The sequence below is a fragment of the Pseudomonas sp. RW3S2 genome (assembly GCF_014268955.1).
Taxonomy (GTDB): Bacteria; Pseudomonadota; Gammaproteobacteria; order Pseudomonadales; family Pseudomonadaceae; genus Aquipseudomonas; species Aquipseudomonas wayambapalatensis.
Window position 1 is genome coordinate 63471 of the sequence record NZ_JABWRM010000004.1, and the last position, 23044, is coordinate 86514.

Genomic DNA, 23044 nt, shown 5'->3' on the forward strand with positions numbered 1-23044 from the left:
GCGCTGACCCTGTGGGAGCGGGCTTGCCCGCGAAGGCGCCAGGCCAGGCAACGCGTTGCCCCTGCTGACGCATTCGCGGGCAAGCCCGCTCCCACGGGGATCGCGTTGGCCGAACATGGTTTCGAGAACATGACAGCATGTCCACCAAAGAACATCCCAGCGACCTGATCCGCGCCCGCGACCTCGAGGGTGTCGATGTGTGGGCACTGCCCAGCTTCGATCCGCAACCCGAGTTCGAGCCTGAGCCTGAACCCGAGGTGGTCGAGGAAGTCGAGGAAGTGCCGCTGGAGGAAGTCCAGCCGTTGACCCTCGAAGAGCTCGAGGCGATCCGTCAGGAGGCCTACAACGAAGGCTTCGCCACTGGCGAGCGCGAGGGTTTCCACAGCACGCAGCTCAAGGTGCGCCAGGAAGCCGAGGAGGCACTGACGGCCAAGCTGGCAGGCCTGGAGCAACTGATGGCGAACCTGCTCGAGCCCATTGCCGAGCAGGACACCCAGATCGAGAAGTCCCTCGTGCACCTGGTCGTCCATGTCGCCCGTCAGGTGATCGGCCGCGAGCTGCGCAGCGACTCCGGGCAGATCACCCATGTGCTGCGTGAGGCCCTCAAGTTGCTGCCAATGGGCGCCGACAATATTCGCATCCACCTCAATCCCCAGGACTTCGAGCTGGCCAAGGCCTTGCGCGAGCGTCACGAGGAGAGCTGGAAGCTGCTCGAAGACGAGTCCTTGCTGCCGGGTGGTTGCCGCATCGAGACGGCCCACAGCCGCATCGATGCCACCATGGAAACCCGCATGGAGAAGGCCGTGGCGCAACTGTTCGAGCAGTCCCACGATCAATCCCTGCATCCGGCGGCACCGGATCTGTCCATTGAGCTGGATGCGCCCGATGCGCCTTGATCGCACCAGTTTCGCCAAGCGCTTGAGTGGTTATGCCGAGGCGGTGAGCCTGCCCGAGCAGCCGGTGGTCGAGGGGCGCCTGCTGCGTATGGTCGGCCTTACCCTCGAAGCCGAAGGCTTGCGCGGGGCGGTAGGCAGCCGCTGCATGGTGATCAACGACGACAGCTACCACCCGGTGCAGGTCGAGGCCGAGGTGATGGGCTTTGCCGGCAGCAAGGTCTTCCTCATGCCGGTCGGCAGTATCGCCGGTATCGCCCCGGGGGCGCGGGTGGTGCCGCTGGATGACAGCGGCCGCCTGCCGATGGGCATGAGCATGCTTGGGCGGGTGCTCGATGGCGCTGGCCGTGCCCTCGATGGCAAGGGCGGGATGAAGGCCGAGGACTGGGTGCCGCTGGATGGTCCGGTGATCAACCCGCTCAACCGCGATCCGATCAGTCAGCCGCTCGACGTGGGCATCCGCAGCATCAACGGCCTGTTGACCGTCGGTCGCGGCCAGCGCCTGGGCCTGTTCGCCGGTACCGGTGTCGGTAAGTCGGTGCTGCTGGGCATGATGACCCGCTTCACCAAGGCCGACATCATCGTCGTCGGGCTGATCGGCGAGCGGGGCCGCGAGGTGAAGGAGTTCATCGAGCACATCCTCGGCGAAGAAGGGCTCAAGCGTTCGGTGGTGGTCGCCTCACCGGCCGACGATGCGCCGCTGATGCGCCTGCGCGCAGCCATGTATTGCACGCGCATCGCCGAGTATTTCCGCGACAAGGGCAAGAATGTCCTGCTGTTGATGGATTCGCTGACCCGTTTTGCCCAGGCGCAGCGGGAAATCGCCCTGGCCATCGGCGAGCCGCCCGCCACCCGTGGCTACCCGCCGTCGGTGTTCGCCAAGTTGCCCAAGCTGGTCGAACGCGCGGGCAATGGCGAGGCCGGCGGGGGTTCGATCACCGCGTTCTATACCGTGCTTTCCGAGGGTGATGACCAGCAGGATCCGATCGCCGACTCGGCGCGTGGCGTGCTGGACGGTCACTTCGTGCTGTCCCGGCGTCTGGCCGAGGAAGGGCATTATCCGGCGATCGACATCGAGGCCTCGATCAGCCGGGTGATGCCGCAGGTGGTGGATGCCGACCATCTGCGCCAGGCGCAGAAATTCAAGCAGTTGTGGTCGCGTTTGTCGCAGAGTCGCGACCTGATCAGCGTCGGTGCCTACGTGGCCGGTGGCGATCCGGAAACCGACCTGGCCATTGCCTTGCAGTCCAAGCTGGTGGCGTTCTTGCGCCAAGGGCTGGGCGAGAGTGTCGGCATGGCCGAGAGCGGCGAGCAGTTGGGCGCGGTGTTCGCCCCGCCGGCGGGCGGCTGATAGGCCATGGCCCTGCCCAGTCGTGCCGCGCGCCTGTCGCCGGTGGTGGAGATGGCCGAGGAGGCCGAGCGCAAGGCCGTCCAGCGCATGGGCCATTTCCAGCAATTGGTGGCCCAGGCCCAGGCCAAGCTCGCCGAGCTTGAGCGTTTTCGCGAGGACTACCAGTTGCAGTGGATCAACCGCGGCAGCCAGGGCGTTGGCGGCAGCTGGTTGGTCAACTACCAGCGCTTTCTGGGGCAGTTGGAAACGGCCATGACCCAGCAGCGTCAGAGCCTGACCTGGCACCAGAACAACCTCAAGAACGCCCGTGATGCCTGGCAACAGGCCTATGCCCGGGTCGAGGGCCTGCGCAAGCTGGTGCAGCGATACCTGGACGAGGCTCGTCGGGCAGAAGACAAGCGCGAGCAGAAGTTGCTCGACGAGCTATCGCAGCGGTTGCCGCGGCAGAATCATTTCTAGCTCGACGTTGCTTCAACCCGCTGCGCTTGCGGCCTGGCTGGGCGACTGCTAAACCTTCCTGAGTCGTAGCCATCTTCGAAGGAATCGCACGCATGGCAGTCGAATCTGATTTTTCACCGGACGAAAAGCAGTTGACGATCAAGGTCAAGGGCCGTTTCGATTTTGGCAAGCATCAGGAATTTCGTGACGCCTACGAGCGCTTGGATCCGACCCCGAATTCGGTAGTGGTGGATCTCAAGGACGCGACGTATCTGGACAGCTCCGCGCTGGGCATGCTGCTGCTGTTGCGCGATCACGCCGGTGGCGAGCGCTCGGATATCAAAGTGATCAATACCAGTTCGGACGTGCGCAAGATTCTCGCCATTTCCAATTTCGAAAAACTGTTCGACGTCAGCTGAGCCGACCATGCCCGCCGAACAGGGATTGAGGGTGCTGATCGCCGAGGACGGTGCGGCGGATCGCTTGCTGCTCGCGCAGATCGTGCGGCGCCAGGGGCACGAGGTGGTCACTGCCGAAAATGGCGAGCAGGCCGTGGCACTGTTCGCCGAAGAGCGGCCGGACCTGGTGCTGCTCGATGCCTTGATGCCGGTGATGGATGGCTTCGAGGCGGCGCGACGGATCAAGGCCATGGCCGGTGAAGCGCTGGTGCCGATCATCTTCCTCACCTCGATGAACGAGGAGCAGGGGCTGGTGCGTTGCCTGGAGGCCGGCGGCGACGATTTCATGGCCAAACCCTACAGCGCGGTGATTCTGGCCGCCAAGATCGGCGCGATGGATCGCCTGCGCCGGCTGCAGGCCACGGTGCTGGAGCAGCGCGACGAACTGGCCCGTCACCACCATCACCTGCTCAACGAGCAGCGCGTGGCCAAAGCCGTGTTCGACAAGGTCGCCCATTCCGGTTGCCTGAGAAGCAGCAATATCCGCTACCTGCAGTCGCCCTACGCATTGTTCAACGGCGACCTGCTGCTGGCTGCGTTCACACCTTCGGGCGACATGCATGTACTGCTGGGTGATTTCACTGGACACGGCCTGCCGGCGGCTGTTGGGGCGATGCCCCTGGCCGAGGTGTTCTATGGCATGACCGCCAAGGGCTATGGCCTGGTCGAGACGCTGCGCGAGATGAACGCCAAGCTCAAGCGCATCCTGCCGGTGGACATGTTCTGTTGCGCGCTGCTGCTGAACCTGAGCTTCGAGCGTGGCACGGTCGAGGTGTGGAACGGCGGCATGCCCGATGGCTATCGCTTGTCGGCCGCCGGCGAGGTGCTGTCGGTGCTGCAATCGCGGCATTTGCCGCTGGGTATCCTTGCGCCCGAGCAGTTCGACGACCGCACCGACATACTGCCGCTGACGGCGGGGGAGCGAGTGTTCCTGCTCTCCGATGGCGTGGTCGATACCGGCGATGCAAAGGATCGATTGTTTGGCGTGGAGCGTTTGCGTGAGGTGTTGGCGGCCAACCGAGACCCTGGGCAGCTGTTCGATGAAGTGATGCAGGCACTGGAGCGTTTTGGCGGTGTGCCGCGAGACGATATCAGCTTGTGCGATATCCGCATGGCTGAGCCAGGTGGCCTGGCACCCGTGGCGCCGGTGTATTCCGACAGCGGTCGTTCCAGCCCACTGGACTGGTCGTTGTCGCTGGTGCTGCATGCCGACAGCCTGAAGCGGTTCAATCCGGTTCCCTATCTGTTGCAGTTTCTTCAGGAAATCCACGGTCTGCGCCCCAGCAGTGCGGTGTTGCACAGTGTGCTCGGTGAGCTTTACTCCAACGCACTGGAGCACGGAGTCTTGGGCCTGGACTCGCGGCTCAAGCAGGATGCCGCGGGATTTGCCGAGTACTACCGCGAGCGCGGCCGGCGTCTGACAGCTTTGTCCGAGGGCTTCGTGCGAATAGCGCTGAGAGTGGAACCGATGGCGGCAGGTGGGCGTCTCACAGTGGAAATCAGCGACAGTGGCACGGGTTTTGATATCGAGAAGGTGTTGGCACGCCCGGCGTCGGAAAAAGGTTTGAGTGGGCGTGGGCTGCATCTGGTACAGCGCTTGGGCGTCCGGGCTCAATGGCTCGACCAGGGGCGGCGGGCGCGGGTTGAGTTCGGCTGGTGAGCGGCCCCGGCGATTGAGGCATAATCAAGCTTGATCAAGGAGTGAGCAAGTGACAGACGAGCATATCGATCACAAGGTCCTGAGCGACCTGCGGGAGGTCATGGAAGATGGCTACCTGCAGTTGCTGGAAACCTTCCTGGAAGACTCCGTGTGTCGACTCAGCATGTTGCACGAGGCCAAGGATGCCCACGAGCTGGGTATGGCCGCCCACAGCTTCAAGGGCAGCAGCAGCAACATGGGCGCAGTGGGCTTGGCAGGTCTGTGCCAACAGCTTGAGGAACGTGTGCGGCAACAGCCTCTGTACGGCATCGAAGACCTGATCAATCAGATTGACCAGGAATTTGTCGAGGTCCAGCGCTTCTACCGCAGCGAGCGTGAGCGGGTTTCTGCAGGCTGATGGCAAAACTGGCGCGAGTTTTGCCTGTCTTCACCCAGATACTATTTCGGTTCACTGGCGTGGAGAGTTTCAATGCCTGTCGCATCTAATCCCTTGTTGCAAGCCGGCCTCGCCAATGCGAACTCGCGGGCGACCAGTTCCGCGACGGACAAAACCTCGCAGGCAGCAGGCAATCAGGGCGGCGGCTTCGATCAGTTGATGGCGCGCCAGCAGCGTGACACGACGCCGGTGCGCAACGACAAGGCCTCGCAACCTGCATTCAAGGATAAGCCTGACTTCAGCGCCGGCGGCAAAGTCGGCAATGACAAATCCCCGTCGGTTGCCGCCAATGGCAAGAATTTGCCAGCCAGCAGCAACAAGGCCGCGCCAACCAGTGACAAGAACACGCCGAGCGACAGCACCCAGCAGGCTGGTGGCGATGATCGACAGGTTTCCACGCCTGGCAACAGTGCGCAGTCAGGCGACTCGAACTCGCTGGATGCCAACCTGGTCGCAGGGCAGGTGACCGATGCCCTGGCGGGCGCGCAGCTGATCCAGGCTCAGGCCGAGGCCGTGGCGCCCGTGCTGCAGGCCGCGATCCAGCAGCCTGCAGCGCAGGCCGAACCCTTACCCCCTGCGCTCACCGAAGAGGCCGCCAGCGACAGCGACTTCGATCCCGAAGCCGATGCCTTGGCAAACATGCCGACACTGCGCCTGGCCCTGGAGCAGAACGCCCAGGCCAAAGGGACCACTTCGGCCCATGCGTCCGCTGCGGGCGACAAGGCTGCGGCCCAGGATGACAGTGCCCAGGCCAACGTCAATACCTTGGCGAGCCTGGCGGTCAAGCCTGAGGGCGAATCCGAGCGCGGCCAATCACAGCCTGGCGAAAAAGGCTTCTCCGAGCTGTTGTCCAGTGGCCTGAAGGACGTCAAGCATGCTGACAGTGACACCCGTGTGGACGATTTCGCCAATCGCCTGGCCAACCTGACCCAGGCCGTCACACCCAAGACCGCCCACGCCGTGCCGCCGACCAACCCGCTGCACCAACCGCTGGCGATGAACCAGGGCGCCTGGACGGAGGGCCTGGTCAACCGGGTCATGTATCTGTCCAGCCAGAACCTCAAGTCGGCCGATATCCAGCTCGAACCTGCCGAGCTCGGCCGCCTGGACATTCGTGTCAATGTCGCGGCGGACCAGGCTACCCAGGTCACCTTCATCAGTGGTCACGCCGGCGTGCGCGATGCACTGGACAGCCAGCTGTACCGCCTGCGCGAACTGTTCGCCCAGCAGGGGCTGGCCCAGCCTGACGTCAACGTCGCCGATCAGTCGCGCCAGCAGCAACAGCAGGCCCAGCAGGGTGGGTCGAACCTGTCCGGTGTCGCAGCCCGTCGGGCCGGGGAGGTGGGCGAGGACGGTGAGCTGGCCGATGCTTCACGGCCGGTGGAGCAGCAGGTGGTGATCGGCGACAGTGCGGTCGATTACTACGCCTGATCGCTCGGGGGTTGCGTCTGACACCGGTGCGGGCTTTTGTGAGCAACTGTCTTGCTCAAAATCTAGAAGCCAGCCCAAATCCCTGTGGGAGCGGGCTTGCCCGCGAAAAATACACCGCGCTGCCTGGCACGGGCTACGCCCGTGTTCGCGGGCAAGCCCGCTCCTACCACCTCCTCAAGCCCCCTCGGCCAAATCTGGCATAACACTTGCTCTGCCACGTCATCCTTTCTTGAAACCCCGATGGACGACGGATTATTGGCATGGCGAAGAGCGACGCAGTCAAAGACCCCGCCACTAAAGGCAAACTGAAGATGATCCTGCTGCTGGTGCTGGCCCTGCTGCTGGCCGTGGGCCTGTCGGTTGGCGCCACCTGGTTCATCATGCACAAGAGCGAGCCTGCGCCTGCAGCCGATCCTGCCGTGGCCAGCGTCAAGCAAGCGGCGATCTACGAGCCCCTGGCGCCGGCCTTCGTGGTCAATTTCAACCAGAACGGCCGCCAGCGCTACATGCAGGTGAGTATCACCCTGCAGGGCCGCAACCAGGCTGACCTCGATGCGCTGAAGGTGCATATGCCGGTGATTCGCAACAATCTGGTGATGATGTTCTCCGGGCAAGGTTTCGACAGTCTGGCCAGCAGTGCCGTGGGCCAGGAAATGCTGCGCCAGAAGGCCACTGCGGTGGTCCAGGAAGTGGCGCAGAAGGAAGTCGGCAAGCCGGTCATCGACCAGTTGCTGTTCACCAATTTCGTATTGCAGTAGGAGCACACTCGATGGCCGTGCAGGACCTGCTGTCCCAGGATGAGATCGATGCCCTGCTGCATGGGGTCGACGATGGGCTGGTACAGACCGAGAGCGCTGCCGAGCCCGGTGGCGTCAAGAGCTACGACCTGACCAGCCAGGACCGGATCGTCCGCGGTCGCATGCCGACCCTGGAGATGATCAACGAGCGCTTCGCCCGTTACACCCGCATCAGCATGTTCAACCTGCTGCGTCGCTCCGCCGACGTGGCGGTGGGCGGTGTGCAGGTGATGAAGTTCGGCGAGTACGTGCATTCGCTGTACGTGCCGACCAGCCTCAACCTGGTCAAGATCAAGCCGCTGCGCGGCACCTCGCTGTTCATCCTCGACGCCAAGCTGGTGTTCAAGCTGGTGGACAACTTCTTCGGTGGCGACGGCCGTCACGCCAAGATCGAAGGCCGAGAGTTCACGCCGACCGAGCTGCGCGTGGTGCGCATGGTCCTGGACCAGTGCTTCGTCGACCTCAAGGAAGCCTGGCAAGCGATCATGCCGGTGAACTTCGAGTACATGAACTCCGAGGTCAACCCGGCCATGGCCAACATCGTCGGGCCCAGCGAGGCGGTGGTGGTCTCGACCTTCCACATCGAGCTCGATGGCGGCGGCGGTGACCTGCACGTGACCATGCCGTACTCGATGATCGAGCCGGTGCGCGAGATGCTCGATGCCGGTTTCCAGTCCGACCTGGACGATCAGGACGAGCGTTGGGTCAAGGCCCTGCGCGAGGACGTGCTGGACGTCAATGTGCCGCTCTCGGCCACCGTTGCCCGTCGTCAGCTCAAGCTGCGCGACATCCTGCACATGCAGCCGGGCGATGTGATTCCGGTAGAGCTGCCCGAACACCTGGTACTGCGCGCCAATGGCGTGCCGTCGTTCAAGGCGCGTCTGGGCTCGCACAAGGGCACCCTGTCGCTGCAGATCATCGACCCGATCGAGCGCCGCTGACGGCGAGCCGGTCGCACTACGAATTGAAAGCCTGTCGAGGACTTTATGGCTAACGAAAACGAGATCACCTCCCCAGAGGAACAGGCCCTGGCCGATGAGTGGGCGGCAGCCCTGGAAGAAACCGGTGATGCGGGCCAGGCGGACATCGATGCGCTGCTGGCAGCCGACAGTGGCCGCTCCTCCGGCGCAGGTCGCCTGCCCATGGAAGAGTTCGCCAGTTCCCCGCGGCCGAGCGAGAACGTCGGCCTGGAAGGTCCGAACCTGGACGTGATCCTGGACATTCCAGTGAGCATCTCCATGGAAGTGGGCGCCACGGAAATCAGCATTCGCAACCTGCTGCAACTGAACCAGGGTTCGGTCATCGAGCTCGATCGCCTGGCCGGCGAGCCCCTGGACGTACTGGTCAATGGCACGCTGATCGCCCATGGCGAAGTGGTGGTGGTCAACGAGAAGTTCGGCATCCGCCTGACCGACGTGATCAGCCCCAGCGAACGCATCAAGAAGCTGCGCTGAGTGAAGGGCCGGATACGCGGCGTCGCCGCCCTGGGCACATTGCTCGCCAGCGAGGTGGTGATCGCCGCGGCTGATCCCGCGCCGGTGCCGGCCAGCACGGCGACGCCGGCCGGCATGGGCGGGCAACTGGCGCAGATGGTCTTTGGCCTGCTCGTGGTGGTGGGCGCCATCTTCCTGCTCGCCTGGCTGTTGCGCCGCCTGCAGGTGGCGCAGCCGCGCGGCGGGCAGGTGATCGAGATCGTCGGCAGCCGTGCCCTCGGCCCGCGCGACCGCCTGCTGCTGGTGCAGGTGGGCAAGGAGCAGATCCTGATCGGCCACAGCCCTGGCAGCATCGAAGCATTGCACGTCATGGCCGAGCCCGTGGAAGTGCCTGCCGGCGCGCGCCAGGCGGCACCGGAATTCGCCCAGCGGCTGCTCGAGCTGATGGGCAAGGACCAGAAGGACAAGAAGTGATGAGCGGCGCGCTGCGCTTACTGTTGACCCTGGCGCTGTTGCTGGCCGCGCCCGTGGCCCTGGCCGCCGATCCGTTGTCGATCCCGGCCATCACCCTGTCCAATGGGCCGAACGGCCAGCAGGAATACTCGGTCAGCCTGCAGATCCTGCTGATCATGACGGCGCTGAGCTTCATTCCAGCGTTCGTCATCCTGATGACCAGCTTCACCCGCATCATCATCGTCTTCTCCATCCTGCGCCAGGCCCTGGGCCTGCAGCAGACACCGTCGAACCAGTTGCTCACCGGCATGGCGCTGTTCCTGACCATGTTCATCATGGCGCCGGTGTTCGATCGGGTGAATCGTGATGCCTTGCAGCCCTACCTGAACGAGCAGATGACCGCCCAGCAGGCGATCGACAAGGCCCAGGGGCCGCTGAAGGACTTCATGCTGGCGCAGACCCGGCAAAGCGACCTGGACCTGTTTATGCGCCTGTCCAAGCGTACCGACATCGCCGGTCCCGACCAGGTGCCGCTGACCATTCTGGTGCCAGCCTTCGTCACCTCCGAGCTCAAGACCGCGTTCCAGATCGGTTTCATGATCTTCATCCCGTTCCTGATCATCGACATGGTGGTCGCCAGTGTGCTGATGGCGATGGGTATGATGATGCTGTCGCCGCTGATCATCTCGCTGCCGTTCAAGATCATGCTGTTCGTCCTGGTCGATGGCTGGGCGTTGATCATGGGTACGCTGGCCGGCAGTTTCGGCGGCGTCTGAGGCCGCTCAAGGAGAGTTTTCGATGACCCCGGAAGTAGCCGTCGACCTGTTTCGCGATGCGCTCTGGCTGACGGCCCTCATGGTGGCGGTGCTGGTGGTGCCCAGCCTGCTGGTCGGCCTGCTGGTGGCGATCTTCCAGGCGGCCACGCAGATCAACGAACAAACCCTGAGCTTCCTGCCGCGTCTGCTGGTGATGCTGATCACTCTGATCGTGGTCGGTCCGTGGCTGGTGCAGAAGTTCATGGAATACATGACCGGCCTGTACAGCGGCATTCCGCAGTTGATCGGATGATGAACCCATGCTCGAGCTGAGCGCCGCGCAGATCGGCACCTGGGTCGCCACTTTCATCCTGCCGCTGTTTCGCGTGGCAGCGGTGCTGATGACCATGCCGGTGTTCGGTACGCGCATGCTGCCGGCGCGGATCCGCCTGTACGTGGCGGTGGCGATCACCGTGGTGATCGTGCCGGGCCTGCCGCCGCTGCCCGAGTTCGAGCCGTTGAGCGTGCGCGGCGTGCTGCTGTGCGCCGAGCAGATCATCGTCGGTGCGCTGTTCGGGTTTTCGCTGCAGATGCTGTTCCAGGCCTTCGTCGTTGCCGGGCAGATCGTCGCCATCCAGCTGGGTATGGCGATGGCCTCGATGGTCGATCCGGCCAACGGCGTCAACGTGGCGGTGGTCGGGCAGTTCCTGACCATGCTGGTGAGTGTGCTGTTCCTGCTGATGAACGGCCACTTGGTGGTGATCGAGGTACTGACCGAAAGTTTCACCACGCTGCCGGTGGGCAATGCCCTGGTGGTCGCGCATTTCTGGGAGATCGCCGGGCGTCTGGGCTGGGTGCTCGGTGCGGGCCTGGTGTTGATCCTGCCGGTCATCGCAGCGCTGCTGGTGATCAACATTGCCTTCGGTGTGATGACCCGCGCCGCACCTCAGTTGAACATCTTCTCCATTGGTTTCCCGCTGACCCTGGTGCTGGGGCTGGCCATCTTCTGGGTCGGCCTTGCCGACATCCTCTCGCATTATCAGCAGCTGGCCAGCGAGGCCTTGCAGTGGCTGCGTGAACTGGCACGGGCGCCCTGAGCATGGCAGAGAGCGAGAGCGGTCAGGACAAGACAGAGGAACCCACCGAGAAGCGCAAGCGCGACGCACGGGAAAAGGGTGACATCGCCCGTTCCAAAGAGCTCAACACCTTCGCTGTGACCCTGGGCGGTGCCGGTGCCTTGTTGGCCTTCGGTGGCCACCTTGCCGAAACCCTGATGACGCTGATGCGCGTGAACTTCACCCTGTCGCGCGAAGTGATAGTCGACGAGCGGGCCATGGGTGCCTTCCTGATGGCCTCGGGCAAGATGGCCATCTGGGCCACCCAGCCGGTGCTGGTGTTGCTGTTCGTCGTATCGTTCGTGGCCCCGATCGCCTTGGGGGGCTTTCTGTTTTCCGGCTCCTTGCTGCAGCCCAAGTTCAGCCGGATGAACCCGCTGTCCGGGATCAAGCGCATGTTCTCGCTGAACTCGCTGACCGAACTGCTCAAGGCGGTGGCCAAGTTCTTCCTGGTGCTGGTGGTGGCGCTGGTGGTGCTGGCCAACGACCGCGAGGCGCTGATGGCGATTGCCAAGGAGCCGCTCGAGCAGGCGATCATCCACAGCGTGCAGGTGGTGGGCTGGAGCACCTTGTGGATGGCAGCGGGTCTGCTGCTGATCGCCATCGTCGATGTGCCGTTCCAGCTCTGGCAGACGCACAAGAAGCTGAAGATGACCAAGCAGGAAGTGCGCGACGAATACAAGGATACCGAGGGCAAGCCGGAGGTGAAGCAGCGCATTCGCCAACTGCAGCGCGAGGCGTCGCAGCGCAGGATGATGGCGGCGGTGCCCGAGGCCGATGTGATCATCACCAACCCGACGCACTATGCCGTGGCGCTCAAGTACGACCCGGAGAAGGGCGGTGCGGCGCCGTTGCTGTTGGCCAAGGGCACTGACTTTTTGGCCTTGAAGATCCGCGAGATCGGCCAGGAGCACAAGGTACAGATCCTCGAATCGCCGGCGCTGGCACGGGCGATCTACTACTCCACGGAGCTTGAGCACGAAATTCCGGCCGGGCTGTACCTGGCAGTGGCGCAGGTGCTGGCGTACGTGTTCCAGATTCGCCAGTACCGCTCGGGTAAGGGCAAGCCGCCCGAGCCGCTGAAGAAGGATCTGCCGATTCCGCCGGACCTGCAGCGCGACAATTGATCCTGTGGGGTCGGGCTTGCCCGCGAAAAGACCACCGCGATGACCGCGAAAACACCGCAACAGAGCGCCTGGCCCCGCACCCAGGCAAAGTTGGAAAGCTTCTTGCAAAGCCACGCCCAAGCGCCGTCCAGGCGTCAAAGTTTTGCTTGAAGAGGATACCCGGTGGATCGCGCTCAGTTAATCAGCAACGCCCGTAACAACCTGGCCGGTCTCGGTCGGGGGAACCTGGGTGTGCCGCTGTTGCTGCTGGTGATGCTGGCAATGATGATGTTGCCCATCCCGCCGTTCCTGCTCGATGTGTTCTTCACCTTCAACATCGCGCTGTCGATCGTGGTCCTGCTGGTCTGCGTCTACGCCCTGCGCCCACTGGATTTCGCCGCCTTCCCGACCATCCTGCTGGTGGCGACGCTGCTGCGCCTGGCGCTCAACGTCGCCTCGACTCGCGTGGTCATGCTCCACGGCCAGGAGGGCCATGGAGCGGCGGGCAAGGTGATCCAGGCCTTCGGTGAGGTGGTGATCGGCGGCAACTATGTGGTCGGTGCGGTGGTGTTCGCCATCCTCATGATCATCAACTTCGTCGTGGTGACCAAGGGTGCCGGGCGTATCTCCGAGGTGAGCGCGCGCTTCACCCTCGACGCCATGCCCGGCAAGCAGATGGCGATCGACGCCGACCTCAACGCCGGCTTGATCGACCAGACCCAGGCCAAGGCGCGTCGCGCCGAGGTGGCCCAGGAGGCCGAGTTCTACGGTTCGATGGACGGTGCCAGCAAGTTCGTGCGTGGTGACGCCATCGCCGGCCTGCTGATCCTGTTCATCAACCTTATCGGCGGCATGCTCATCGGCATGCTGCAGCATGGCATGACCTTCAGCGACGCCGGCAAGGTGTACGCTTTGTTGACCATCGGTGACGGTTTGGTGGCGCAGTTGCCCTCGCTGCTGCTGTCCACTGCGGCCGCGATCATGGTCACCCGCGCCTCGGGCTCCGAGGACATGGGCAAGCTTATCAACCGGCAGATGTTCGATTCGCCCAAGGCGCTGGCCGTTTCCGGCGCGCTGATGGTGGTGATGGGGCTGGTGCCGGGGATGCCGCACATCGCCTTCCTCAGCCTCGGCCTGATGGCCGGTGGTGGCGCCTACCTGGTGTGGAAGAAACAGCAGAAGGCCAAGCTCCAGGCCGTGCAGGAAGCGCAGCGCCAACAGGATCTGCTGCCATCGCCGCAGCGCGCCATGGAAACCAAGGAGCTGGGCTGGGACGACGTGACCCCGATCGACATGATCGGCCTGGAAGTCGGCTATCGCCTGATTCCGCTGGTCGACCGCAACCAGGGCGGCCAGTTGCTGGCGCGGATCAAGGGCGTGCGCAAGAAGCTCTCGCAAGACCTGGGCTTTCTCATGCCCACCGTGCACATTCGCGACAACCTCGACCTGCAGCCCAGTGCCTATCGCCTGACGCTGATGGGGGTGATCCTGGCCGAGGCGGAGATCTACCCGGACCGCGAGCTTGCGATCAACCCTGGGCAGGTGTTCGGCACCCTCAATGGTATCGCCGCGCGCGACCCGGCCTTTGGCCTGGAGGCGGTGTGGATCGATGTGGCCCAGCGCGCCCAGGCGCAGTCCTTGGGGTACACGGTGGTCGATGCCAGCACCGTGGTCGCCACTCACCTCAACCAGATTCTGCAGAAGCACTGCCACGAGCTGATCGGCCATGAAGAGGTTCAGCAGTTGCTGCAGGTGCTGTCCAAGGCATCGCCGAAACTTGCCGAGGAATTGGTGCCGGGTGTCATTTCCTTGTCGGGGTTGCTCAAGGTCCTGCAGGCCCTGCTTGCCGAGCAGGTGCCCGTGCGTGACATCCGCAGCATTGCCGAGGCCATCGCCAACAATGCCGCCAAGAGTCAAGATACCGCCGCGTTGGTGGCTTCGGTGCGGGTCGGCTTGTCCCGCGCCATCGTGCAAAGCATTGTCGGCGTTGAGTCCGAGCTGCCTGTGATCACCCTTGAACCAAGGTTGGAACAGATCTTGCTCAATAGTTTGCAAAGGGCCGGGCAGGGTCAGGAAGACGGTGTTCTTCTTGAACCGAGCATGGCCGAGAAGTTGCAGCGTTCGCTGATCGAGGCGGCGCAGCGCCAGGAGATGCAAGGCCAGCCGGCCATCCTCCTGGTCGCCGGCCCGATCCGTGCCATGCTGTCGAGATTCGGTCGTCTGGCCGTGCCCAACCTGCATGTGCTGGCGTACCAGGAAATACCGGACAACAAGCAAGTCACCATCGTTGCCACCGTGGGCCCTAATGGCTGAGGTAGTGGGTTATGCAAGTTAAGCGTTTTTTCGCCGCCGATATGCGTCAGGCCATGAAACTGGTCCGTGATGAGCTTGGCGCCGATGCCGCGATCATCGGCAACCGGCGTATCGCCGGCGGTGTCGAACTGACGGCCGCGCTGGACTACAAGCTGTCCGCCCTGGCCCCACGCGTGCCGAATGTCGAGCTCGAGGACGAGCTGCGCAAGACCCATTCGCGCATCGCCACCGCCCAGGCCGAGCTGGACGGGCGTGGTGACGCCGAGCTCGGCAACCGGCAACTGTTTGCCGGCCTGTCGCTGACCGCGTCCGAGCCACTGGTCGAGCCGCATGTGGAAGCGCCGGTGCCTGCGCCGCCCCCGGCAGCTCCGGCGGTGGACAAGCGCGTATTCGATGCCATGCGTTCGGAGCTTTCGGGCCTGCGCGAGCTGCTCGAAGTGCAGCTCGGCTCGCTTGCCTGGGGCCAGTTGCAGGGCAGCAAGCCTCAGCAGGCCAACCTCTGGCGTCGCTTGCAGCGCCTGGGCCTGTCTGGCCCGATCGCCCGTGAACTGCTCGACCTGGCCGGTGAAATCGAAGACCCGCGCCAGGCCTGGCGCATGGTCCTGGCGCACCTGGCGCGCCTGATCGAGGTGCCTGAGGTCGAGCCGATCGAGGAGGGCGGGGTCATCGCCATGGTCGGCCCGGCCGGCATGGGCAAGACCACCACCCTGGCCAAGCTTGCGGCACGCTACGTGCTCAAGTACGGCTCGCAGCACCTGGCGCTGGTGAGCATGGACAGCTATCGCATCGGTGCCCAGGAGCAGCTCAAGACCCTCGGGCGCATCCTCAATGTGCCGGTGACCTATGTCGATCCGGGCCAGTCGCTGGCCCAGGCCCTGGAACCACTGCTGCGCAAGCGCGTGGTGCTGATCGACACCGCGGGCCTTCAGGCCAGCGATCCGGCCCTGCGCATGCAGCTCGAGTCGCTCGCCAGTCGCGGCATCGCCGCCAAGAACTACCTGGTACTGGCCACCACCAGCCAGAAGCAGGTGCTGACCGCCGCCTATCACAGCTACAAGCGCTGTGGCCTGGCCGGTTGCATCCTGACCAAGCTCGATGAAACGGGCAGCCTCGGCGAAGTGCTGAGCCTGGCCATCAGTCACGAACTGCCCGTGGCCTATCTCACCGATGGTCCGCGCATTCCGGACGACCTGCAGTTGCCGCGCAAGCACCAGTTGGTGAGCCGTGCGGTCAGCGTGCAGTTGCAGGAAGAGCCCAGCGAAGAGGCCATGGCCGACATGTTCGCTGATCTCTACCACAATCCCGATAAGCGCGCGGGTTGAAGATGAACGGCGCAGGGGGTCGACAGCGGCCCTTCAAGTGGGCGGGTCCCACGCGAGACAAGGTAAAGAACAGACATGGGTAGCATGCATCCCGTACAGGTGATCGCCGTCACCGGTGGCAAAGGTGGCGTCGGCAAGACCAACGTTTCAGTGAACCTGTCCCTGGCGCTGGCCGAACTCGGCCGCCGGGTCATGCTGCTGGACGCCGACCTGGGTCTGGCCAACGTCGACGTGCTGCTGGGGCTGACCCCCAAACGTACCCTGGCCGACGTCATCGAAGGACGCTGCGAGCTGCGCGACGTGCTGCTGCAGGGGCCGGGCGGCGTACGCATCGTGCCGGCGGCTTCGGGCACCCAGAGCATGGTGCACCTGGCGCCGGCCCAGCATGCCGGGCTAATCCAGGCGTTCAGCGAGATCGGCGACAACCTCGACGTTTTGGTGATCGACACCGCTGCGGGTATCGGTGACTCGGTGGTCAGTTTTGTCCGCGCCGCGCAGGAGGTGCTGCTGGTGGTGTGCGACGAGCCTACCTCGATCACCGATGCCTACGCCCTGATCAAGTTGCTCAACCGCGATTACGGCATGAATCGCTTCCGCGTCCTGGCCAACATGGCGCAGAGCCCGCAGGAAGGGCGCAACCTGTTCGCCAAGCTGACCAAGGTCACTGACCGCTTCCTCGACGTGGCCCTGCAGTACGTCGGCGCCGTGCCCTACGACGAGTGCGTGCGCAAGGCGGTGCAGAAGCAGCGCGCAGTGTACGAGGCCTTCCCGCGCTCCAAGTGCGCCCTGGCCTTCAAGGCCATTGCGCAGAAGGTCGACAGCTGGCCGCTGCCGGCCAACCCGCGTGGGCACCTGGAGTTCTTCGTCGAGCGCCTGGTGCAGCCTACCAGTGCGGGGCCGGTGCTATGAACGCGAGCGGATTCAAGATGTACAGCAAGGCGTCCAAGGACGCCCAGTACGAGCTGGTCGAGCGCTATGCCCCGCTGGTCAAGCGCATCGCCTACCACCTGTTGGCGCGCCTGCCGGCCAACGTGCAGGTCGAGGACCTGATCCAGGCCGGCATGATCGGCCTGCTGGAAGTGGCCAACAAGTACGACGCCAGCAAAGGCGCGAGCTTCGAGACCTATGCCGGCATCCGCATCCGTGGCGCCATGCTCGACGAGGTGCGCAAGGGCGATTGGGCGCCGCGTTCGGTGCACCGCAACACGCGCATGGTCAGTGACGCGATTCGCGCCGTCGAAGCAAGAACCGGTCGTGACGCTAAAGATCACGAGGTTGCTGCCGAACTCCAATTGAGTCTCGACGATTATTACGGGATTCTGAACGATACCTTGGGCAGCCGCCTGTTCAGTTTCGACGACCTGCTGCAGGACGGCGAACACGAAGGGCTGCACGAGGACGGTGCCAGCGGCCAGGTCGAGCCGTGGCGGGATCTGGAAGACGAACGCTTCCAGGCCGCACTGACCGACGCGATCGCCAACCTGCCGGAGCGCGAGCGCCTGGTCCTGGCGCTGTACTACGACGAAGAGTTGAACCTCAAGGAAATCGGGGAAGTGCTGGGGGTCAGCGAGTCGCGTGTCAGCCAGTTGCACAGCCAGTGCGCAGCGCGTCTGCGCAGCCGGTTGGGTGAATGGCGGGCACGGTGAACCCGGGTTCGATGCAGTCGTTTTACGTGGTGCCGAATTGATTGAGCGCGCGCTTGCCAGACGAGCGCGTTTAAGACTGCTTGGAGGTCTAATTGAACAAAGATATGAAAATCCTCATCGTTGACGACTTCTCGACGATGCGGCGGATCATCAAGAACCTGTTGCGTGATCTGGGCTTCACCAACACCGACGAGGCCGACGATGGCACCACGGCCCTGCCGATGCTCGAAAGCGGTCATTACGACTTCCTGGTGACCGACTGGAACATGCCCGGCATGTCCGGTATCGACCTGCTGCGCAAGGTACGTGCCCACGACCGTCTCAAGGGCATGCCGGTGCTGATGGTGACCGCCGAGGCCAAGCGCGACCAGATCATCGAAGCGGCCCAGGCCGGCGTCAACGGCTACGTGGTCAAGCCTTTCACCGCGCAGGTACTCAAAGAAAAGATCGAGAAGATCTTCGAACGCGTCAACGGCTGAGCCATGTCTGGGGGCGCTATGGAATCAAGAAACGATTCTCTGGGGGAGTTCGAGTCGACCCTGAAGAAGCACGCCGAGCAGCTGGTGCAAAGCCTGGAGCGCGGCCAGTTCGGCGAGGCGGTGCAGCTGATCCACCAGCTCAACCAGACCCGTGACCGTGGCCTTTACCAGGAGGTCGGCAAGCTCACCCGCGAGCTGCACAGCGCCATCGTCAGTTTCCAAATCGATCCGCGCATGCCGCAGGCCGAGGAAGTGTCGCAGATCACCGACGCCACCGAACGGCTGTCCTACGTGGTCCGGCTGACCGAGAACGCGGCCAATCGCACCATGGACCTGGTCGAGCAGAGCACGCCGGTGCTCAACGACCTGGCGAGCGAGGCCCAGACCTTGTCCGTCGACTGGCAGCGCTTCATGCGTCGCGAGGTGGCGGCGCCGGAGTTTCGTGAGCTGGTCAAGCGCGTCGACAGTTTCCTGACGCACAGCGCCGAAGGTAACCGCAAGGTGGCCGGCCACCTCAACGATATTCTCCTGGCTCAGGACTATCAGGACCTGACCGGGCAGGTGATCAAGCGGGTGACCGCGCTGGTCACCGAAGTCGAAAGCAATCTGCTCAAGCTCGTGTTGATGGCCAGTCAAGTCGACCGCTTTGCCGGTATCGAACATGACCACGATCAATTGCGTGCTGAAAAAGATGAAGAAAAACATCCAACTCGGGGTGAAGGTCCGCAGATTCATGCCGATAAGCGTGAAGACGTCGTGTCCGGTCAGGACGATGTCGATGATCTGCTGTCCAGCCTGGGTTTTTAGGGAGCACGTTTAATGAGCTTCGGCGCCGATGAAGAAATCCTTCAGGATTTCCTGGTAGAAGCCGGCGAAATCCTCGAGCAACTGTCCGAGCAACTGGTCGAGCTGGAAAGCCGACCTGACGATGCGGATTTGCTCAATGCGATCTTTCGCGGTTTTCACACTGTAAAAGGGGGCGCCGGCTTCCTTCAGCTCAATGAGTTGGTGGAGTGCTGCCACATTGCCGAGAACGTCTTCGACATCCTGCGCAAGGGAGAGCGCAGGGTCGATGCCGAACTGATGGATGTGGTGCTCGAAGCGCTGGATACGGTCAACAGCATGTTTGGCCAGGTTCGCGAGCGCAGCGACATCACCCCGGCCACGCCAGAGCTGCTCGCCGCGCTGTCGCGCCTGGCCGAACCGGCCAGCGCCGATGCCGTGGCACCGGTTGCCGTGGCCGCGGCCGTCGTCGAGGCACCGGCTGCCGAGGCGGACATCACCGATACCGAATTCGAACAACTGCTCGATTCCCTCGACGCGGTCAAGGCCCAGGCCGAGGCGGCCGAGCAGTCGCAGGGCGAAGCCGTTTCCGGCAGCGCTGACGAGATCACCGACGCCGAGTTCGAATCGCTGCTCGACCAGTTGCATGGCAAGGGTCAGTTCTCGCCGGAAGTCGCGGCGAGCGAGCCGGAGGCTGCAGTCGCGGCGCCGGCCAGTGACGAGATCACCGACGAAGAGTTCGAGGCGCTGCTCGACCAGTTGCATGGCAAGGGCGCTTTTGCCGCCGATGCACTGCCGAGCGTCGAAGCCACCGCCAGCACTGCCACTGCACCGGCGGCCGAACCTGTCGGCGACCATATCACCGACAACGAGTTCGAGGCCCTGCTGGACCAACTGCATGGCAAGGGCAAGTTCAGTGGCGATGCCGTTGCGGCTGAAGCGCCTGCCGTTGCCGTGGCGGCCGCACCTGCTGCCAAGGCTGAAAGCAAGCCCGTCGCCAAACCGGCGCCTGCACCCGCGCCAGCCGCCAAGCCTGCCGCCGCTGCGGCCCCTGCACGCGCTGCAGCCCCGGCTGCCGACAAGCACGGCGCCAGCGAGGCGGAAACCACGGTGCGGGTCGATACCGCGCGCCTGGATGAAATCATGAACATGGTCGGCGAACTGGTGTTGGTGCGTAACCGCCTGGTGCGCCTGGGCCTGAACAGCGGCGACGAGGCCATGTCCAAGGCCGTGTCCAACCTGGACGTGGTCACCGCCGACTTGCAGACCGCGGTCATGAAGACCCGCATGCAGCCGATCAAGAAGGTCTTCGGCCGCTTCCCGCGCCTGGTGCGCGACCTGGCCCGCCAGCTCAAGAAAGAAATCAACCTGGAGCTGGTCGGCGAAGAGACCGACCTGGACAAGAACCTGGTCGAGGCCCTGGCCGACCCGCTGGTGCACTTGGTGCGCAACGCGGTCGACCATGGCGTCGAGACCCCCGAAGAGCGCGAGGCCTCCGGCAAGGCGCGCACCGGTCGGGTGGTCCTGTCGGCGGAGCAGGAGGGTGACCACATCCTGCTGTCGATCTCCGACGACGGCAAGGGCATGGACCCGAACGTCCTGCGCGCCAAGGCGGTCGAGAAGGGCCTGATGGACAAGGATGCAGCCGACCGCCTGAGCGAGTCGGATTGCTACAACCTGATCTTCGCTCCGGGCTTCTCGACCAAGACCGAGATTTCCGACGTGTCCGGCCGCGGTGTGGGCATGGATGTGGTGAAGACCAAGATTTCCCAGCTCAACGGCTCGATCAACATCTTCTCGGCCAAGGGCCAGGGCTCGAAGATCATCATCAAGGTGCCACTGACGCTGGCAATCATGCCGACGCTGATGGTGATGCTGGGCAACCAGGCGTTCGCGTTCCCGCTGGTCAACGTCAACGAGATCTTCCACCTCGACCTGTCGCGCACCAACGTGGTCGATGGCCAGGAAGTGGTGATCGTGCGCGACAAGGCGCTGCCGCTGTTCTACCTCAAGCGCTGGCTGGTCCAGGACCAGCAGCATGAGGAGCAGCTCGAAGGGCATGTGGTGATCCTGTCGGTCGGCACTCAGCGTATCGGCTTCGTGGTCGACCAGCTGGTGGGCCAGGAAGAGGTGGTGATCAAGCCGCTGGGCAAGATGCTGCAGGGCACCCCGGGCATGTCCGGCGCCACCATCACCGGTGACGGTCGTATCGCGCTGATCCTCGACGTCCCGAGCATGCTCAAGCGTTACGCCGCCCGGCGTATTTGATTTCGGCGGCGCGACCTGGCGGTTGCGCCGCCTAATGGAGTGTTTATGGCAGTCAAGGTCCTGGTGGTGGATGATTCCGGTTTCTTCCGCCGCCGTGTCTCGGAAATCCTCTCGGCGGACCCGACCATCCAGGTGGTCGGCACCGCGACCAACGGCAAGGAAGCGATCGACCAGGCGCTGGCGCTCAAGCCTGATGTGATCACCATGGACTACGAGATGCCGATGATGGACGGCATTACCGCCGTGCGGCACATCATGCAGCGCTGCCCGACGCCGGTCCTGATGTTCTCTTCGCTCACCCACGAAGGCGCGCGTGTCACCCTCGATGCGCTGGACGCAGGGGCGGTCGATTACCTGCCGAAGAACTTCGAGGATATTTCGCGTAACCCCGAGAAGGTCAAGCAGATGCTGTGCGAGAAGGTCCACACCATCTCGCGCAGCAATCGCCGTTTCAGCAGTTTCGCCAGTCACGCGCCAAGCCCGGTTGCCAGTGCCGCGCCCAGCACCAGCCATGCTCCGGCCAGCACCCTGGGCAGCACTGCCCCGGTTCGTGCTGCGGCACCGGTGCGCGCCGCAGCCAGCCATTCGCCGACGCCCAAGCGCAAGCCCTACAAGCTGGTGGCGATCGGGACCTCCACAGGTGGCCCGGTGGCCCTGCAGCGGGTGCTGACGCAACTGCCCGCCAGCTTCCCGGCACCCATCGTGCTGATCCAGCACATGCCGGCGGCGTTCACCAAGGCCTTTGCCGAGCGCCTCGACAAGCTGTGCAAGATCAGCGTCAAGGAGGCCGAGGACGGTGATGTGCTGCGTCCAGGCCTTGCACTGCTGGCCCCGGGAGGCAAGCAGATGATGGTCGATGGCCGTGGCACGGTGAAGATCCTGCCGGGTGACGAACGCCTGAACTACAAACCCTGCGTAGACATCACCTTCGGCTCGGCGGCCAAGACCTACGGTGACAAGGTGCTTTCGGTCGTGCTGACCGGCATGGGCGCCGACGGACGCGAAGGTGCTCGCCTGCTCAAGCAGGGCGGCAGCACCGTATGGGCCCAGGACGAGGCGAGCTGCGTGATCTACGGCATGCCCATGGCCATCGTCAAGGCCAACCTGGCTGACGCCGTGTACAGCCTGGACGAGATCGGCAAGCACCTCGTAGAGGCCTGTGTCTGATGGATGTTCTCAGCGTTATCGGCCTGATCCTGGCGTTCGTCGCCATCGTCGGTGGCAACTTCCTTGAAGGCGGGCATGTCGGCGCGCTGCTCAACGGCCCGGCCGGGCTGATCGTGATCGGCGGCACCCTGGCCGCAGCGCTGCTGCAGTCGCCGCTGTCGGCGTTCAAGCGCGCGTTGCAGATCCTGCGCTGGATCTTCTTCCCGCCACGGGTCGATCTGGCCGGCGGTATCGACCGTGTCGTCAACTGGAGCCTGACCGCGCGCAAGGAAGGCCTGCTGGGGCTGGAGGGCGTCGCCGATGCCGAACCGGACCCGTACGCACGCAAAGGTTTGCAGCTGCTGGTCGATGGCGCTGAGCCTGAGTCGATCCGCAGCATTCTGGAGGTCGATTTCCTCACCCAGGAGAGCCGTGACATCCAGGCGGCCAAGGTCTTCGAGAGCATGGGCGGCTACGCGCCGACCATCGGCATCATCGGTGCGGTGATGGGCTTGATCCATGTGATGGGCAACCTGGCAGACCCGTCGCAACTGGGTAACGGCATTGCCGTGGCCTTCGTCGCCACCATCTATGGTGTGGCCAGTGCCAACCTGATCCTGCTGCCGGTGGCCAACAAGCTCAAGGCCATCGTCATGCGCCAGTCGCGTTATCGCGAGATGCTGCTCGAGGGGCTGCTGTCGATCGCCGAAGGCGAGAACCCACGCTCGATCGAGCTGAAGCTGCAAGGCTTCATGGAGTAA

Annotated in this window: 24 protein-coding genes; all 24 read left to right on the forward strand. The window is 63.9% G+C overall.

The window, feature by feature from the left end; genetic code table 11:
* The first annotated feature begins 137 nt into the window (after nucleotides 1-137).
* The 24 genes from fliH to HU748_RS07355 all read left to right on the forward strand — a co-directional run bounded on the left by fliH (nucleotide 138) and on the right by HU748_RS07355 (nucleotide 23044).
* Nucleotides 138-896: a flagellar assembly protein FliH gene (fliH, locus tag HU748_RS07240; RefSeq protein WP_186719849.1), complete on the forward strand. Its 759-nt coding sequence runs from the start codon at nucleotides 138-140 to the stop codon at nucleotides 894-896.
* Nucleotides 886-2244 (forward strand): flagellar protein export ATPase FliI, encoded by a 1359-nt coding sequence (gene fliI / locus HU748_RS07245; protein ID WP_186719851.1) that lies wholly within the window; start codon nucleotides 886-888, stop codon nucleotides 2242-2244. The genes fliH and fliI overlap by 11 nt, the downstream gene beginning before the upstream one ends.
* 6 nt (nucleotides 2245-2250) lie before the next feature.
* A complete protein-coding gene (fliJ, locus tag HU748_RS07250) occupies nucleotides 2251-2703 on the forward strand; it encodes a flagellar export protein FliJ (protein WP_186666423.1) in 453 nt (150 codons plus the stop codon).
* 92 nt (nucleotides 2704-2795) lie between these two features.
* A complete protein-coding gene (locus tag HU748_RS07255; RefSeq protein ID WP_186666422.1) occupies nucleotides 2796-3101 on the forward strand; it encodes an STAS domain-containing protein in 306 nt (101 codons plus the stop codon).
* 7 nt (nucleotides 3102-3108) lie between these two features.
* Nucleotides 3109-4800 (forward strand): fused response regulator/phosphatase, encoded by a 1692-nt coding sequence (locus tag HU748_RS07260; RefSeq protein ID WP_186666421.1) that lies wholly within the window; start codon nucleotides 3109-3111, stop codon nucleotides 4798-4800.
* A gap of 49 nt (nucleotides 4801-4849) precedes the next feature.
* Nucleotides 4850-5197 (forward strand): Hpt domain-containing protein, encoded by a 348-nt coding sequence (locus tag HU748_RS07265; RefSeq protein WP_186709797.1) that lies wholly within the window; start codon nucleotides 4850-4852, stop codon nucleotides 5195-5197.
* Between the two features lie 72 nt (nucleotides 5198-5269).
* Nucleotides 5270-6667 (forward strand): flagellar hook-length control protein FliK, encoded by a 1398-nt coding sequence (locus HU748_RS07270; protein WP_186719852.1) that lies wholly within the window; start codon nucleotides 5270-5272, stop codon nucleotides 6665-6667.
* 260 nt (nucleotides 6668-6927) lie between these two features.
* Nucleotides 6928-7425: a flagellar basal body-associated protein FliL gene (gene fliL / locus HU748_RS07275; RefSeq protein ID WP_186666417.1), complete on the forward strand. Its 498-nt coding sequence runs from the start codon at nucleotides 6928-6930 to the stop codon at nucleotides 7423-7425.
* Between the two features lie 11 nt (nucleotides 7426-7436).
* On the forward strand, nucleotides 7437-8405 hold the full coding sequence (gene fliM / locus HU748_RS07280) for a flagellar motor switch protein FliM (RefSeq protein ID WP_054891873.1): 969 nt from the start codon (nucleotides 7437-7439) through the stop codon (nucleotides 8403-8405).
* Nucleotides 8406-8450: 45 nt separating this feature from the next.
* Nucleotides 8451-8918 (forward strand): flagellar motor switch protein FliN, encoded by a 468-nt coding sequence (gene fliN / locus HU748_RS07285; protein ID WP_186666415.1) that lies wholly within the window; start codon nucleotides 8451-8453, stop codon nucleotides 8916-8918.
* Nucleotides 8919-9371, forward strand: coding sequence for a flagellar biosynthetic protein FliO (gene fliO / locus HU748_RS07290; RefSeq protein ID WP_186719853.1), 453 nt, complete (start codon nucleotides 8919-8921; stop codon nucleotides 9369-9371). It abuts the gene before it with no gap.
* Nucleotides 9371-10126, forward strand: coding sequence for a flagellar type III secretion system pore protein FliP (gene fliP, locus HU748_RS07295; protein WP_186666411.1), 756 nt, complete (start codon nucleotides 9371-9373; stop codon nucleotides 10124-10126). The genes fliO and fliP overlap by 1 nt, the downstream gene beginning before the upstream one ends.
* A 22-nt stretch (nucleotides 10127-10148) precedes the next feature.
* Nucleotides 10149-10418: a flagellar biosynthesis protein FliQ gene (fliQ, locus tag HU748_RS07300; RefSeq protein ID WP_054891869.1), complete on the forward strand. Its 270-nt coding sequence runs from the start codon at nucleotides 10149-10151 to the stop codon at nucleotides 10416-10418.
* Between the two features lie 7 nt (nucleotides 10419-10425).
* Nucleotides 10426-11202: a flagellar biosynthetic protein FliR gene (fliR, locus tag HU748_RS07305; RefSeq protein ID WP_186666409.1), complete on the forward strand. Its 777-nt coding sequence runs from the start codon at nucleotides 10426-10428 to the stop codon at nucleotides 11200-11202.
* Between the two features lie 2 nt (nucleotides 11203-11204).
* Nucleotides 11205-12347 carry a flagellar biosynthesis protein FlhB gene (gene flhB / locus HU748_RS07310; RefSeq protein WP_186719854.1) on the forward strand — a complete coding sequence of 381 codons (1143 nt, stop codon included), beginning with the start codon at nucleotides 11205-11207 and terminating at the stop codon, nucleotides 12345-12347.
* Nucleotides 12348-12509: 162 nt separating this feature from the next.
* Nucleotides 12510-14639, forward strand: a complete 2130-nt coding sequence (gene flhA, locus HU748_RS07315) for a flagellar biosynthesis protein FlhA (RefSeq protein WP_186719856.1) — start codon at nucleotides 12510-12512, stop codon at nucleotides 14637-14639.
* A gap of 11 nt (nucleotides 14640-14650) precedes the next feature.
* Entirely contained in the window at nucleotides 14651-15961 is a 1311-nt protein-coding gene (gene flhF / locus HU748_RS07320; RefSeq protein WP_186666406.1) for a flagellar biosynthesis protein FlhF, read from the forward strand.
* A gap of 75 nt (nucleotides 15962-16036) precedes the next feature.
* Nucleotides 16037-16870, forward strand: coding sequence for a flagellar synthesis regulator FleN (gene fleN / locus HU748_RS07325; RefSeq protein ID WP_016393812.1), 834 nt, complete (start codon nucleotides 16037-16039; stop codon nucleotides 16868-16870).
* Complete coding sequence (gene fliA, locus HU748_RS07330) at nucleotides 16867-17607, forward strand: RNA polymerase sigma factor FliA (protein ID WP_186666405.1); 741 nt, start codon at nucleotides 16867-16869, stop codon at nucleotides 17605-17607. The genes fleN and fliA overlap by 4 nt, the downstream gene beginning before the upstream one ends.
* A 104-nt stretch (nucleotides 17608-17711) precedes the next feature.
* Complete coding sequence (locus tag HU748_RS07335; RefSeq protein WP_104881405.1) at nucleotides 17712-18086, forward strand: chemotaxis response regulator CheY; 375 nt, start codon at nucleotides 17712-17714, stop codon at nucleotides 18084-18086.
* An 18-nt stretch (nucleotides 18087-18104) separates the two neighbouring features.
* Nucleotides 18105-18893: a protein phosphatase CheZ gene (locus HU748_RS07340; RefSeq protein ID WP_186666404.1), complete on the forward strand. Its 789-nt coding sequence runs from the start codon at nucleotides 18105-18107 to the stop codon at nucleotides 18891-18893.
* A 12-nt stretch (nucleotides 18894-18905) separates the two neighbouring features.
* Nucleotides 18906-21137, forward strand: coding sequence for a chemotaxis protein CheA (locus tag HU748_RS07345; RefSeq protein ID WP_186719858.1), 2232 nt, complete (start codon nucleotides 18906-18908; stop codon nucleotides 21135-21137).
* Between the two features lie 45 nt (nucleotides 21138-21182).
* A complete protein-coding gene (locus tag HU748_RS07350) occupies nucleotides 21183-22304 on the forward strand; it encodes a chemotaxis response regulator protein-glutamate methylesterase (RefSeq protein ID WP_186709801.1) in 1122 nt (373 codons plus the stop codon).
* Nucleotides 22304-23044, forward strand: a complete 741-nt coding sequence (locus tag HU748_RS07355; protein ID WP_186666401.1) for a flagellar motor protein — start codon at nucleotides 22304-22306, stop codon at nucleotides 23042-23044. Before HU748_RS07350 ends, HU748_RS07355 begins: the two co-directional genes overlap by 1 nt.

Bases quoted from the DNA above. Each gene is read 5' to 3' on its own strand.
- fliM (WP_054891873.1), top strand. From the start codon at position 7,437: ATGGCCGTGCAGGACCTGCTGTCCCAGGATGAGATCGATGCCCTGCTG.
- flhB (WP_186719854.1), top strand. From the start codon at position 11,205: ATGGCAGAGAGCGAGAGCGGTCAGGACAAGACAGAGGAACCCACCGAG.
- HU748_RS07335 (WP_104881405.1), top strand. From the start codon at position 17,712: ATGAAAATCCTCATCGTTGACGACTTCTCGACGATGCGGCGGATCATC.
- fleN (WP_016393812.1), top strand. From the start codon at position 16,037: ATGGGTAGCATGCATCCCGTACAGGTGATCGCCGTCACCGGTGGCAAA.
- fliP (WP_186666411.1), top strand. From the start codon at position 9,371: ATGAGCGGCGCGCTGCGCTTACTGTTGACCCTGGCGCTGTTGCTGGCC.
- fliH (WP_186719849.1), top strand. From the start codon at position 138: ATGTCCACCAAAGAACATCCCAGCGACCTGATCCGCGCCCGCGACCTC.
- HU748_RS07270 (WP_186719852.1), top strand. From the start codon at position 5,270: ATGCCTGTCGCATCTAATCCCTTGTTGCAAGCCGGCCTCGCCAATGCG.
- HU748_RS07255 (WP_186666422.1), top strand. From the start codon at position 2,796: ATGGCAGTCGAATCTGATTTTTCACCGGACGAAAAGCAGTTGACGATC.
- fliJ (WP_186666423.1), top strand. From the start codon at position 2,251: ATGGCCCTGCCCAGTCGTGCCGCGCGCCTGTCGCCGGTGGTGGAGATG.
- HU748_RS07345 (WP_186719858.1), top strand. From the start codon at position 18,906: ATGAGCTTCGGCGCCGATGAAGAAATCCTTCAGGATTTCCTGGTAGAA.
- HU748_RS07350 (WP_186709801.1), top strand. From the start codon at position 21,183: ATGGCAGTCAAGGTCCTGGTGGTGGATGATTCCGGTTTCTTCCGCCGC.
- HU748_RS07260 (WP_186666421.1), top strand. From the start codon at position 3,109: ATGCCCGCCGAACAGGGATTGAGGGTGCTGATCGCCGAGGACGGTGCG.
- fliN (WP_186666415.1), top strand. From the start codon at position 8,451: ATGGCTAACGAAAACGAGATCACCTCCCCAGAGGAACAGGCCCTGGCC.
- HU748_RS07340 (WP_186666404.1), top strand. From the start codon at position 18,105: ATGGAATCAAGAAACGATTCTCTGGGGGAGTTCGAGTCGACCCTGAAG.
- fliQ (WP_054891869.1), top strand. From the start codon at position 10,149: ATGACCCCGGAAGTAGCCGTCGACCTGTTTCGCGATGCGCTCTGGCTG.
- fliA (WP_186666405.1), top strand. From the start codon at position 16,867: ATGAACGCGAGCGGATTCAAGATGTACAGCAAGGCGTCCAAGGACGCC.
- fliI (WP_186719851.1), top strand. From the start codon at position 886: ATGCGCCTTGATCGCACCAGTTTCGCCAAGCGCTTGAGTGGTTATGCC.
- HU748_RS07355 (WP_186666401.1), top strand. From the start codon at position 22,304: ATGGATGTTCTCAGCGTTATCGGCCTGATCCTGGCGTTCGTCGCCATC.
- fliR (WP_186666409.1), top strand. From the start codon at position 10,426: ATGCTCGAGCTGAGCGCCGCGCAGATCGGCACCTGGGTCGCCACTTTC.
- fliL (WP_186666417.1), top strand. From the start codon at position 6,928: ATGGCGAAGAGCGACGCAGTCAAAGACCCCGCCACTAAAGGCAAACTG.
- flhF (WP_186666406.1), top strand. From the start codon at position 14,651: ATGCAAGTTAAGCGTTTTTTCGCCGCCGATATGCGTCAGGCCATGAAA.